Origin of the sequence: Nonomuraea sp. NPDC050202, assembly GCF_040656115.1 — a bacterium.
Taxonomy (GTDB): domain Bacteria; phylum Actinomycetota; class Actinomycetes; order Streptosporangiales; family Streptosporangiaceae; genus Nonomuraea.
The window spans coordinates 147,239-159,809 of record NZ_JBFALF010000026.1 but is presented as its reverse complement, the minus strand read 5'-3'; the positions used below and the strand labels follow the sequence as shown (position 1 = coordinate 159,809).

Annotated in this window: 10 protein-coding genes and 1 pseudogene; 6 read left to right on the top strand and 5 right to left on the bottom strand. The window is 71.8% G+C overall.

Translation table 11 applies throughout. From position 1 onward, the window contains the following. A pseudogene (locus tag AB0I79_RS44915) lies at nt 1-189 on the top strand (bifunctional methylenetetrahydrofolate dehydrogenase/methenyltetrahydrofolate cyclohydrolase); the annotation flags it as partial. Between the two features lie 145 nt (nt 190-334). Here AB0I79_RS44915 and AB0I79_RS44910 read toward each other — a convergent pair. Further along, on the bottom strand, nt 335-1,795 hold the full coding sequence (locus AB0I79_RS44910) for a benzaldehyde dehydrogenase (RefSeq protein WP_357886871.1): 1,461 nt from the start codon (nt 1,793-1,795) through the stop codon (nt 335-337). Nucleotides 1,796-1,820: 25 nt separating this feature from the next. After that, nucleotides 1,821-3,506, bottom strand: coding sequence for a thiamine pyrophosphate-dependent enzyme (locus tag AB0I79_RS44905; protein WP_357886869.1), 1,686 nt, complete (start codon nt 3,504-3,506; stop codon nt 1,821-1,823). A gap of 413 nt (nt 3,507-3,919) precedes the next feature. Between AB0I79_RS44905 and AB0I79_RS44900 the strand changes: the two genes are divergently transcribed. Continuing rightward, nucleotides 3,920-4,690: an IclR family transcriptional regulator C-terminal domain-containing protein gene (locus AB0I79_RS44900; protein WP_357886867.1), complete on the top strand. Its 771-nt coding sequence runs from the start codon at nt 3,920-3,922 to the stop codon at nt 4,688-4,690. Between the two features lie 84 nt (nt 4,691-4,774). Here AB0I79_RS44900 and AB0I79_RS44895 read toward each other — a convergent pair whose 3' ends face one another. Both AB0I79_RS44895 and AB0I79_RS44890 read right to left on the bottom strand, forming a co-directional pair. After that, the gene (locus AB0I79_RS44895) at nt 4,775-5,635 is read right to left on the bottom strand and encodes a MurR/RpiR family transcriptional regulator (protein WP_357886864.1); all 861 of its coding nucleotides are present in this window, start codon (nt 5,633-5,635) and stop codon (nt 4,775-4,777) included. After that, on the bottom strand, nt 5,632-7,062 hold the full coding sequence (locus AB0I79_RS44890) for a glycoside hydrolase family 3 N-terminal domain-containing protein (RefSeq protein WP_357886861.1): 1,431 nt from the start codon (nt 7,060-7,062) through the stop codon (nt 5,632-5,634). The genes AB0I79_RS44895 and AB0I79_RS44890 overlap by 4 nt, the downstream gene beginning before the upstream one ends. A gap of 204 nt (nt 7,063-7,266) precedes the next feature. Between AB0I79_RS44890 and AB0I79_RS44885 the strand changes: the two genes are divergently transcribed. Beyond that, nucleotides 7,267-8,679 (top strand): family 10 glycosylhydrolase, encoded by a 1,413-nt coding sequence (locus AB0I79_RS44885; RefSeq protein WP_357886858.1) that lies wholly within the window; start codon nt 7,267-7,269, stop codon nt 8,677-8,679. Between the two features lie 213 nt (nt 8,680-8,892). Here the strand turns inward: AB0I79_RS44885 and AB0I79_RS44880 are convergent, their stop codons facing one another. Further along, nucleotides 8,893-9,543, bottom strand: coding sequence for an FHA domain-containing protein (locus tag AB0I79_RS44880; RefSeq protein ID WP_253752417.1), 651 nt, complete (start codon nt 9,541-9,543; stop codon nt 8,893-8,895). 181 nt (nt 9,544-9,724) lie between these two features. Here AB0I79_RS44880 and AB0I79_RS44875 point away from each other — a divergent pair, with 181 nt between their 5' ends. Genes AB0I79_RS44875 through AB0I79_RS44865 form a run of 3 tightly spaced genes read left to right on the top strand, consistent with a single transcriptional unit; the run spans nt 9,725 to nt 12,422 of the window. After that, nucleotides 9,725-10,846: a citrate/2-methylcitrate synthase gene (locus AB0I79_RS44875; RefSeq protein WP_357886854.1), complete on the top strand. Its 1,122-nt coding sequence runs from the start codon at nt 9,725-9,727 to the stop codon at nt 10,844-10,846. Next, on the top strand, nt 10,843-11,151 hold the full coding sequence (locus AB0I79_RS44870) for a DUF3017 domain-containing protein (RefSeq protein WP_357886851.1): 309 nt from the start codon (nt 10,843-10,845) through the stop codon (nt 11,149-11,151). The genes AB0I79_RS44875 and AB0I79_RS44870 overlap by 4 nt, the downstream gene beginning before the upstream one ends. 53 nt (nt 11,152-11,204) lie before the next feature. Further along, nucleotides 11,205-12,422 carry an NADP-dependent isocitrate dehydrogenase gene (locus tag AB0I79_RS44865; protein ID WP_357886848.1) on the top strand — a complete coding sequence of 406 codons (1,218 nt, stop codon included), beginning with the start codon at nt 11,205-11,207 and terminating at the stop codon, nt 12,420-12,422. The last annotated feature ends 149 nt before the right edge of the window (nt 12,423-12,571 follow it).

Here is a 12,571-nt window from a genome sequence, read left to right as displayed (position 1 = left end):
GTCAAGCCGGGCGCCGCCGTGCTCGACGTCGGCGTCTCCCGCGTGAACGGCAAGATCGCCGGGGACGTGGCGCCGGACGTGGAGGATGTCGCCGGTTACCTCACGCCCAACCCGGGCGGCGTCGGGCCGATGACGCGCGCGCTGCTGCTGTCCAACGTCGTGGAGGCCGCCGAACGCCGCCTCGGGTAAGCCGAACGCCGCCTCGGGTAAGGAGTCCGGCCGCCGCCTGCGTCAGGTGACGGAGGTCGTGGCGGTCTCGTCCCTCCCGAGAAGTCCTCAAGGGCCCTGCCGGCGCGAACGCCGGCAGGACGGCGGCGTGCGTGACCGGGTGCCTTCAGAACGGGTACCGGGCGATGTCCCCCTGCATGGTGACCCACTGCGTCTCGGTGAAGGCGTCGACGTTGGCCCCGGTCCCGCCGAACCGCGCCCCCGTCCCCGACGCGCCCACCCCGCCGAACGGGGCCACGGCCTCGTCGTCCACCGTCTGGTCGTTGATGTGCACGATGCCCGTCGGCACCAGGTCCGCCAGGGCCAGCCCCTTCATCACGTCCCGGGTGAGGATCCCCAGCGACAGGCCGTACGGCGAGTCGGCGGCCAGCGCCGCCGCCTCCTCCAGCGTGGAGAACGTCGTCACGGGCGCCACGGGCCCGAACACCTCCTCCGCGTACGCCGGCGCGCCGACCGGCACCTCCGCCAGCACCGTGGGCCGGTAGAACAGCCCCTCGTACGTCCCTCCGCACGCCAGCCGGGCCCCGGCCGACACGCTCTCGGTGACCAGCCGGTGCACCCGGTCCCGCTGCCCCGCGTCGATGAGCGGCCCGAGCGCGACCTGCCCGGTGGCCGGGTCGCCGACCGGCAGAGCGCTCGCCTTGGCGGCCAGGCGCGAGACGTACTCCTCGGCGACGGCCGCGTGCACGAGGTGCCGGCCCGAGGTCATGCAGATCTGCCCCTGGTGGAAGAACGACGCCCAGGCGCCCGCCGACGCGGCGGGGTCGAGGTCGGCGTCGTCGAAGACGACCAGGGCCGAGTTGCCGCCCAGCTCCAGGTGCACCCGCTTGAGCGAGCGCGCGGCCAGCTCGCCCACCTTGCGCCCGGCCGCCGTCGAGCCGGTGAAGGAGATCACGGGGATGTTCGGGTCGGCGACCAGGGCCTGGCCGGCCTCGGGGCCGCCGGGCAGCACGTGCAGCAGGCCGCCGGGCAGCCCGGCCTCCTCGAAGACGCGGGCGATGGCGTACCCGCCGCAGACGGCGGTGCGCTGGTCCGGCTTGAGCACCACCGCGTTGCCCAGCGCCAGCGCTGGCGCGACGGACCTGGTGCCGAGGATGAGCGGGAAGTTGAACGGCGCGATCACGCCCACGACGCCGACCGGCACCCGCCGGGCGAAGCTGAGCCGCTTGCGCGCCGTCGGCAGCACCTCGCCGAGCGGCTGCGAGGCCAGCGCCGCCGCCTCGTAGCACTCCTGCGCCGCCACGTGCGTCTCGAAGGCGGCCTTGCCCGGCACGCCGCCCGACTCGCGCACGATCCAGTCCTGGATCTCCTGCGCGTGCTCCTCGAACAGCCGCCCGGCCCGCCGCAGCAGCGCGGCCCGCTCCTCGTACGGGGTCGCGGCCCAGGCCGGCTGCTCCTGCCGGGCGCGTACGGCGGCGGCCGCCACGTCCGCGGCGCCGGCCGTGCCCGCGCGGCCGAGCTCGTCGCCGGTGGCGGGCTCGATGACGGGGACGTCGCCGGCCCGTGAGGCGGTCCAGCCGCCGTCGAAGAGCGATCCCGTCCAGATCTTGGGGTCCAGGAACGTCATGGTGCGCCTCCTTGCAGACTGGAACTCACGGATCCACGCTCACGACCACGTCGAGCAGCAGGGGAGTCTCGCGGGTGGCGAGCGTGGGGACGATCTCGTCGAGGGTCGCGGTCAGGTCGTCGTACGTCTCCACGCGCTGCGCCGGACAGCCCAGCGACCTGGCGAGGGCGCCCAGGTCCACCTCGGCGAACTGCGGCCACGGGCCCTTCCCGCCGCCGTGCCTGTCGGCCAGCCGGTCGAGGACCGCGTACCGGCCGTTGGCGAGCACGACGAACAGCACGCCCACCCGGTAGTGCGCGGCGCTCCAGAGGCCCTGCACGCCGTACAGCGCCGACCCGTCGCCCACGACCGCGACGACGGGCCGGTCGGGCAGCGCCATCCGCAGGCCCACGGCGGCGGGCACGCCGAACCCGAGCCCGCCCATGGCCGCCGAGATGAAGCCGAACGAGGTCCTGGCGGGCACGATCTCGTGCAGGTCGGGACGCGCGGAGGGGGCCTCCTCGATGAGCGCCACGTCGTGCGGGAGCCGCTCGGCCAGCGCCCGCAGCACGTCCGTGGGCCGCAGCGGCCCGCCCGCGTACGGCTCATGCCCGGACGCGCGCGACGATGCTCCGCCGCGCTCGTGGCCGGACATGCGTGACGATGCTCCGCCATGCTCGTGGCCGGACATGCGTGACCAGGCGTCGCCGTGTTCGGGAGCGGGCGTACGTGACCAGGCGTCGCCGTGTTCGGGAGCGGGCAGCAGCTCGGCCAGGCGGGCGCAGACGGCCTCCGGAGCGGCGAGGTACGCCAGGTCCGCCGGGCTGCGATGCGCCACCTCCGGATCGTCCGTCACCAGCGCGATCACCGTGCCGGGCGGCACCAGCGGCCCCGGCGCGTACGAGTACTGCCGGAACACCGGCGCCCCCACCACCAGCACCACGTCATGGGGCCGCAGCCGCTCCCGCAGCCGCACCCGGTCCTCGGGCAGCACCCCCGCGTACTGCGGATGGTCCTGCGGGAACCCGGCCCGCCCGCCGAACGACTCCTGGTACACCGGGCACCCCAGCCGCTCGGCCAGCGCCACGAGCGCGAACCACCCGGGGCCCACGCCAGCGCCCGCCACGATCGCCGGCTCGCGCGCCCCGGACACCAGCTCCACCAGCGGCGCGAGGTCGGCGTCGGCCACGGCGGCCGGCCGCAGCAGCCGCGCGGGCGCCGCCACGGTCTCGCCGTCGAAGGGCGCCGCCCAGTCGTCCATCGGCACCACGACCAGCGCGGGCCCCCTGGACGTGGTCGCCTCGTGGAAGGCCCTGACGACCGCGCCCGGCACGTCCTGCGCCCGCACCGGCTGGTCGACGCGTACCGGGTAGTCGCCGGCCAGCCCGGACAGCCGCCCGGCCAGGAACGGCTCCAGCGCCAGGTGCCGCCGGTCCTGCTGGCCGACGACGATCACCAGCGGCGCCCGGTTCTCCCTGGCGGTGGCGATGGCGGAGACGGCGTTGCCCAGCCCGGCCGCGGTGTGCAGGAGCACCAGCGCGGGAGCCCCGCGCCCGATCGCCCAGCCGGTGGCCATGCCGACCACCGACCCCTCGTGCAGGGCCAGCACGAACCGCAGGTCGTCGGGCAGCCCGGCGAGCAGCGGCACCTCGGTCGAGCCGGGGTTGGCGAAGATCGTGGTCAGCTCGTGGCGCCGAAGGATGTCGAAGACGGTGTCCCTGACGGTCCTCACTGTGCCCCCTTGCTCGCTGGATCTGCCGGTGGACGTGCTGCCCGCGCGGCTCCCCGAAGCGGGGACAGCGACCGCGTCGTGAGCCGCTCGCGCTCGGCGGGCAGGTCGATCTCGAGGTCCTCACGGCCGCCGCGCCGCCCTGGACCGGGGTGACGGTCAGGTCGATCCGGAAGCCCTCGGCCTTGCCGAGGTGGATGGGCGCGCCGGCGTCGACCTCGGCCGGGTTCGGGTCCTGGGGTGGGCGTGGCAGGCTCGGCGCCGCCGCGTGCGGGCGCGCCTGGAGAGGCGCGGATCCCGAGGGCGCGACGCACGGCTTGCTCCTAGTCGTTCGCTATGCGCACAGGTATTCTCTGATCGAACAACCCCGTATCGCGGAAGCTACGCCTTTGCCGGCTCCTGTCAAGGGGATCACCATGGTGGATCATGTGCAGTCGCTGGCCCGCGGGCTCGCGGTGATCCGGGCGTTCAGCGCCGCCGCGCCCGAGCAGACGCTCAGCCAGGTGGCCCGCGCCACCGGGCTCAGCAGGGCGGCGGCCAGGCGGTTCCTCATCACGCTGACCGAGCTCGGGTACGTGCGCAACGACGGGCGGCTGTTCGCGCTCACGCCTCGGGTGCTGGAGCTGGGGTACGCCTACCTGTCCGGCCTGTCGCTGCCCGAGGTCGCCGATCCGCACCTCGAACGGCTGGCCGCGCAGGTGCGCGAGTCGGCCTCGGTGGCGGTGCTGGACGGGGAGGACGTGGTGTACGTGGCGCGGGTGGCCACGGCGCGGATCATGCGGGTGAGCATCAGCATCGGCACCCGGTTCCCGGCGTACTGCACGTCCATGGGGCGGGTGCTGCTGGCGGCGCTGCCGCCGGAGGCGCTGGAGGCCTACCTGGCGCGGGCCTGCCTGCGGCGGCTCACCTCCCGCACGATCGTGCTGCCCGCCGCGTTGCGCGCCGAGCTGGACGAGGTGCGGGAGCGCGGGTGGGCGATGGTGGACCAGGAGCTGGAGGAGGGGCTGCGCTCGATCGCCGCCCCGATCCGCGACCGCACGGGGCGGACGGTGGCGGCGGTCAACGTCTCGACGCACGCCACCCGTACGAGCCTGCAGGCCGCCGAGCGCGACCTGCTGCCCCCGCTGCTGGCCACGGCGGCCAGGATCGAGGCCGACCTGGCCTCCCTGTCACCGGCCCGCGCCTGACCCGCCCCTCCCACCCCGAGGGGACCTGTGCCCCTGCCTGCGGGTCACCGCTCGTGATGGAGGTACGGTGCCCCTGCCTGCGGGTCACCGGTTGCGATAGCGGTCCGTGGCCAGGCGGGTAGCCCGGATGGCCGCGTCCGCCGTGTCGTAGCGCCGCTGCGCCAGCCCCACGAAGATGCAGTCCACGATCAGCAACTGGCTGATCCGGCTGGCCAGCGCCCCCGGCCGGAAGGCGGTCTCGCGTCCCGCCGACACCAGCGTGTGGTCCGCCAGCTCGGCCAGCGACGACCGCGGGTTGTTCGTGATCCCCACGACCAGCGCCCCGGCCTCCGCCGCCGTACGCGCCGGCACCAGCACGTCAGGCGTCTCTCCCGTGCAGCTGATCGCCACCGCCACGTCCCCGGCCTTCAGCAGCGCCGCGCTGGTCAACGCCAGATGGGCATCGCTGAACGGATGGCTCGACAGCCCGATCCGCAGCAGCTTCTGCGACATGTCGGCCGCCACCAGCCCCGACGCCGCCACCCCGTACACGTCCACCCGCCGCGCCTCCGAGATCGCGGTCACGACCTCCCCGAGCTGGTCGGGATCGAGCTGCGCGGCCGTGTCGGCCAGCGCGTCGGCCTCGGCCCGCGCCACCTTGGCGATCACGTCCGTCAGCGGGTCGTCGGGCCCGAGGTCGCCGGGCACCAGCCGCTCGGGCTCCTTGGCCACGGCCGCCGCCAGCGCGAAGCGGAGCTGCGAGTAGCCGGTGAAGCCCAGCGCCCGCGCCGTACGCACGACCGTCGCCTCGCTCGTCCCCGACACCACGCTGAACTCGGTGATCGTGCTCCGCACGACCAGCCCGGGATCGTCCAGGATGAGCCGCGCGATGGACTGCGCCGCCGGGGTCAGCGAGGGCAGCACGGCGCGTACGGCCGCGACCGGGTTCGCGGGCTCGGCGCTCACGCGAGCAGCCATTCGGCCGCGGCCAGCGCGGACACGCGGGAGATGCCGTGGGTGGCGACGTGGGTGGCGCCCGGCGGCGGGGCGGGGACGCCGGTGTCCACGATGATCGCGTCGGGCCGGACCGCGAGGGCCTTGGCCACGGTGTCGCGTACCCAGGGGTGACGGGCGGCGTCGTGCACCACCAGCACGACGGGCCGGTCGTCGAAGGCGGGCAGCTCGCCTTCGGGGCCGAGCCGCACGCTGTCGGTGTTCGGCAGCAGGGCGGCCAGCGCGGCCGTCACGCCTGTCCGCGTGGCGGGGTCCACGGCCTGGTTGAGCCGGGTGTTGATCTCGACGACCAGCGGCCCCCGGTCGAGCCCGGCGGTCCCCGACGTGGTGAGCGCCCTGCGGGCGGCCCGCAGGCCGACGCCCTCGTCGAGGTCGTCGTGCGCCTGCGCCCGTGCCAGGGCCTGATCGGCGTACCAGCCGGACAGCGCGCGCACCCGGCCGGCCGCCTCCGCCAGCCGCTCCTCGGGCAGCCGGCCGTCGCGGACGGCGGCCACGATCGCGTCGCGCATCTCCCGCAGCCCGTCCTCGGTGGTCAGCCCGGCGCAGATGGCGTCCACGCCGGCGGCGAGCGCGCGCACCGCGATCTCGCCGGGGCTGAACATGGCGGCCACCGCCCGCATCTCGATCGCGTCGGTGACGAGCATCCCGTCGAACCCGAGCTCGCCCCTGAGGAGTTCGGTCAGGACGGTACGGCTGAGCGTCGCAGGCATCGACGGGTCGAGCGCGGGCACCAGCAGGTGGCCGGACATGATCGAGCGCACCCCGGCGCCGATCGCCGCCCGGAACGGCGGCAGGTCGCGCTCGGCCAGCACCTCCCGCGAGGCGTGCACGGTGGGCAGCGCGAGGTGGGAGTCGGTGACCGTGTCGCCGTGGCCGGGGAAGTGCTTGGCGCACGCCGCCACGCCCGCGCCCTGCACGCCGCGCACGTAGGCGACGGTGTGGCGGGCGACGAGCTCCGGTTCGGGGCCGAACGAGCGCACGCCGATGACCGGGTTGGCGGGGTTGGCGTTCACGTCGGCGGAGGGCGCGTAGTCGAGGGTGATGTCGAGATCTGCGAGCATCCTGCCGATCTGGCGGCCCACCTGCTCGGTGAGCGCCACGTCGTCCACCACGCCCAGCGCCCGGTTGCCGGGGAAGGAGCTGCCGGCCATGACCTCCAGCCGGGTGACCGTGCCGCCCTCCTCGTCGATGGCGATCACGGTGCCGGGGTGCTCCGCGCGCAGTTGCCGGACGAGCCGCGCGTTGACGGCGTTGCGGGCGAACAGCACCACGCCGCCGAGACCCTCTCCCAGCGCGCGGCGCAACCAGTCGGGGGCGGAGGTCCCCTCGAACCCCGGATGCAGCACCGTCATCGCCAGTCTGTACAGGTCACCGCTCATCGGCATTTTCCTTCACAGTTGTTGATCTGAAGGTAATTTTCTGTCATCGTCGGCCTCGACACAACCACTTCCGAGAGGCCACCCCCCATGCCCAGCAGAAGGACTCTCCTGAAGGGTCTCGCCCTCGCCGCTGCCGCTTCCGCCGTCCCGCTGCCGGCGTTCGCTCAATCCGGATATGTCCCGCCGTTGCGTCAGATGCGGGGTATGTGGATCGCGTCCGTGGTCAACATCAACTGGCCGTCCAAGCCCGGGCTGAGCGCCGAGGAGCAGAAGGCCGAGTACCTCGCCTGGCTGGACGTGGCCGTCCAGAGGAAGCTCAACTCGGTGTTCGTGCAGATCAGGCCGACGGCCGACGCGTTCTGGCCGTCACCGTACGAGCCGTGGTCGCAGTACCTGACCGGCACCCAGGGGCAGGACCCCGGCTACGACCCGCTCGGGTTCGCCGTGGAGGAGACCCACAAGCGCGGCCTGGCCTTCCACGCCTGGTTCAACCCGTACCGCGTCTCGATGCAGGCCGACCCGGCCAAGCTGCACCCCGACCACCCCGGACGGCAGCACCCCGACTGGATCGTGCCGTTCGGCGGCAAGCTCTACTACAACCCGGGCATGCCGGAGGTCCGCAAGTTCTGCCAGGACGCGATGATGGACGCGGTCACCCGCTACGACATCGACGGCCTGCACTTCGACGACTACTTCTACCCGACCAACACCACGGCCTTCGACGACGCCGAGGAGTTCGCCAAGTACGGGGCCGGCTTCCCCGACCTGGCCGCCTGGCGGCGCAACAACGTCGACCTCATGGTGCAGGAGATGCAGCAGCGCGTGCTGGCGGCCAAGCCCGGCATCGCCTGGGGCATCAGCCCGTCCGGCATCTGGCGCAACAAGGCCACCGACCCGCTCGGCTCCGAGACCAACGGCGGCCAGTCGTACGACAACCTGCACGCCGACACCCGCGGCTGGGTCAAGAAGGGCTGGCTCGACTACATCGCGCCGCAGCTCTACTGGTACATCGGGCAGCCTCCTGCCGACTACTCCAAGCTCGTGCCGTGGTGGTCGGACGTGGCGAGCGGCACGAACACGCTGCTGTGGATCGGGCAGGCCGCGTACAAGGCGGGCGACCCCGCGCAGGCGCCCGAGTGGCAGGTGCCGGGCGAGCTGTCCAGGCATCTGACGCTCAACCGCGAGCACCCCGAGATCGGCGGCGACATCTGGTACAACGCCAACGACGTCAAGGTGGACCGGATCGGCTCCATCTCCACCGCGGTCAACGACCACTACCAGCGGCCCGCGCTCGCGCCCGTGCTGCCCAGGCTGGCGGGCGGCGAGCCGCCGCGGCGGCCGGTGGTGGCGTACGCCAAGCGCCGCTCCGGCGGGGTCGAGGTGCGGGCGGTGGCCACCGGCAGGGACGAGCCGTTCCTGTTCGCCATCTTCCGCTTCGACCGGCACGCGGGCTCAGGTGACTTCGCCGACGCGCGCAACCTCGTCGCGATCGTGCCCGGCGACCGGCAGGTCCGCTGGACCGACCCCGACGGCGAGCGCGGCGACCACTACTACGCGGTGGCGGTGGACCGGGCCAACCGAACGAGCAGGCCGAGCAACGGGTTCCGGGCGATCTGAGGGGTGCTGCCCGGATGATCTGAGATGGTCTGAGGGCGTGCTGCGCCTGCGCGCGTCGCCGGCCGCTTTCCTGACCGGCGACGAGCCCGGCACACGCCCTTTCGGACGCATCACCGCTGCTCGAATCCGTGCCACGATCGGCATGGTGGGGCTTGGGGTCCGACGCTGCCGGAACCCCTCGCCGTAGCCCCGGTCGCGATCTCAGAAGCCCTGTTAAGACGCCCTGCGCCCAGCCGCCGAAGGCTGCTCGGCCGCCGAGGCCCCAGACGCGCGCTGTGGCGGGACCACGGGGGTCGGGCGCACGAGTCCGAGCGCGACGACCTCGTTGGCCAGCCGGGTGCGCCGGTTGGTGCCTTCGGGGATCCTGAACTTCTGGTAGAGCCGCAGCAGGTGCTGCTTGACCGCGGCCTCGGTCACGACCAGGTCGTCGGCGATCTCGCGTGCGGTCGCCGGAGCGACGAACGCCTCGTCCGACAGCGCCGGCCGGCAGAGCGAGGTCAGCACGTCGACCTCGCGCCTGGTCAGCTCGGGCGCGGCCGCCCTGCGCAGCTCGACCTCGGGGGTGAAGTCCTCTCGGGGGACTCCACCGATCCGGCCCCGCGCCGCGCCGAAGGAAACGACGTCGCCGTCGTCAAGGACCCTCCGGGCGATCGGCCTGCCGTTCACCCGCGTGCCGTTCCTGGACAGGCCCAGGTCCACGACGTACAGGTAGGGTCCTCGTCTGACGAACTCGGCATGGAGTCGAGACACGCTGGGGTCGGTGAGCCGGATGTCAACACCCCGGCCCCTTCCGACCGTCGTGATCTCGGGGCGCAACGGGACCACCTCGCCAGTGTCCTCGATGCGTATGAACGGCCCCTCCACGGCAGTTCCTCCCCAGGTAGCCCGCCGTAACTATTACTACAGCTCCGGCTTACCCAACCGAGGGGATGCGGAATCTCCTTTGCCGAAAGGAGAATCCGACGTGAAATTGGTCTGGACCTTTGCGGTCGGTTTTGCCTGCTCACGGGTAGACTTCGGACGAAGATAAGCGGAGGAATCACTCATGGCGGACAAGCCCACGAAAGGTCTGGCCGATGTCGTCGCGGCGTCCACAGCGCTGAGTGACATCGACGGAAAGGCCGGTCGCCTCTTCTATCGTGGATACGACATCCACGACCTGGCCGGCCGCGCGACGTTCGAGGAGACCGCACACCTGCTCCAGCGTGGCAAGCTGCCCACCCGCTCCGAGCTCGACGCGTACGGCGCCGAGCTGGCGCGCGGCCGGGAGCTGGGCGCCCTGGTCTCCGCGAACATCGCCGAGATCGCCGAGAAACAGAAACCCATGGAGGCGCTGCGCTCGCTGGTCTCGCTGTCGGGCGCCGACGACCCCGACAAGGACTCCATCGCGCCCGACGCCAACCTGCGCAAGGCGGCCCGGCTGGTCGCCCAGCAGCCGCTGCTCGTCGCCCGCTACCACGCCGCCCGCACCGGTTCCGAGGCCCCCGAGCCGGACCCGTCGCTGAGCATCGCCGCGAACTTCCTGCTCCAGGTCACCGGCCGCACGCCCGGCCCGCGCGAGGTCGAGATCTTCGACGAGTGCCTGGTCCTGCACGCCGACCACACCATGAACGCCTCCACCTTCGCCGCCCGCGTCTGCGCCGCGACCCTGTCGGACATGCACTCCGCCGTCGTCGCCGCCATCGGCACCCTCAAGGGCCCGCTGCACGGCGGGGCGAACGAGCAGGTCATGAAGACCCTGGAGTCGCTGTCGCCGGGGGGCGTGGCCCAGGCCGTCCGCGACAAGCTCGCCGCCGGCGAGAAGATCATGGGCTTCGGTCACCGCGTCTACAAGACGGAGGACCCCCGCGCCACGCACCTGCGCAGGATGTCGGCCGAGCTGGGCGAGTCCAGCGGCGACGACACCTACTACCGGATGTCCAAGGAGATGGAGGAAGTCGTCTTCGAGACCAAGGGTCTCTACCCCAACGTCGACTTCTACGCCGCCTCGGTCTATCACTACCTGGGCATCCCGACCGACCTGTTCACGCCGGTCTTCTCCATCAGCCGCATGTCCGGCTGGACCGCTCACGTGATCGAGCAGCACGCCGACAACCGGCTGATCCGCCCCGACAGTGAGTACATCGGTGAGACCGACCAGAAGTGGAAGCCGATAGAAGAGCGTTGAGCCACCACCAAGGGACCGAAAAGGGCGAGAGCTGGGGGCCGTACCCGCTGATCCTGGCGGGTGCGGCCGTCGGCGTGCTCGTGGTCTTCGTCGTGAACCCGCGCTGGGGCGGGTTCGTGCTGGGCGCCGCCATCATGATCGCCGCCGCGCTGCGCTTCGCCGGGTACGGCGGTCAGCTCGCGCTGAGGAGCAGGAAGATCGACGTCATCACGCTGTCCGTGTTCGGATTCGTGCTGGTCCTGACCTCGCTCCTGCTTTACAACAACGAGCTGAAGGCGCTCATCCTGTCCCTTTTCGCACCGTGACCTGGCGGTCCGATAGCCTCAACGCATCCATTCATTGAAGGGGAACCATTCGCATGCCCAAGATCAAGGTGGAGGGCCCCGTCGTCGAACTTGACGGCGACGAGATGACCCGGATCATCTGGCAGTTCATCAAGGACCAGCTGATCCTTCCCTACCTCGACGTCGACCTGAAGTACTACGACCTCGGCATCGAGCACCGGGACGCCACGGACGACCAGGTCACCATCGACGCCGCGAACGCCATCAAGAAGTACGGCGTCGGTGTGAAGTGCGCCACCATCACCCCGGACGAGGCGCGCGTCGAGGAGTTCGGACTCAAGAAGATGTGGAAGTCCCCCAACGGGACCATCCGCAACATCCTCGGCGGCGTCATCTTCCGCGAGCCGATCATCATGTCGAACGTGCCGCGGCTCGTCCCCGGCTGGACCAAGCCGATCGTCGTCGGCCGTCACGCCTTCGGCGACCAGTACCGCGCGACCGACCTGAAGATCCCCGGCGAGGGCACGCTGACCCTGACGTACACGCCGAAGGACGGCTCCGAGCCGATCGAGCTCGACGTGTACGACTTCCCCGGCAGCGGCATCGCGATGGCGATGTACAACCTGGACGAGTCGATCCGCGACTTCGCCCGCGCGTCGATGCGGTACGGCCTCAACCGCGGCTACCCGGTCTACCTCTCCACGAAGAACACGATCCTCAAGGCCTACGACGGCCGCTTCAAGGACATCTTCGCCGAGGTCTTCGAGACCGAGTTCAAGGACGAGTTCGACAAGGCCGGCCTGACCTACGAGCACCGCCTCATCGACGACATGGTCGCCGCGGCGCTGAAGTGGGAGGGCGGCTACGTCTGGGCCGCGAAGAACTACGACGGCGACGTCCAGTCCGACACGGTCGCCCAGGGCTTCGGCTCGCTCGGCCTGATGACCTCGGTCCTGATGACCCCCGACGGCCAGACCGTCGAGGCCGAGGCCGCGCACGGCACCGTGACCCGCCACTACCGCCAGCACCAGCAGGGCAACCCCACCTCCACCAACCCGATCGCCTCGATCTTCGCGTGGACGCGTGGCCTGGCCCACCGCGGCAAGCTCGACAACACCCCCGCGGTGACCGACTTCGCCAACACGCTGGAGCAGGTCTGCGTCGAGACGGTCGAGGGCGGTCAGATGACCAAGGACCTCGCGCTCCTCGTCGGCGGCGACGCCAAGTGGCTGACCACCCAGGACTTCCTGGCGGCTCTCGACGAGAACCTCAAGAAGAAGATGTCGGCTTAACTGCCACCCGACACGGCCTCTACCAGCGGTTACGCCGCGTGGTAGAGGTCGTTCGGCTGTCTGCCGCAGTCTCGCGCCCGGTCGGCTTTTTGGGGGTTTCCCACAAAACGGGCCGCGTAGCGTGCGCTGTCTACGACATGGGCGCCGCC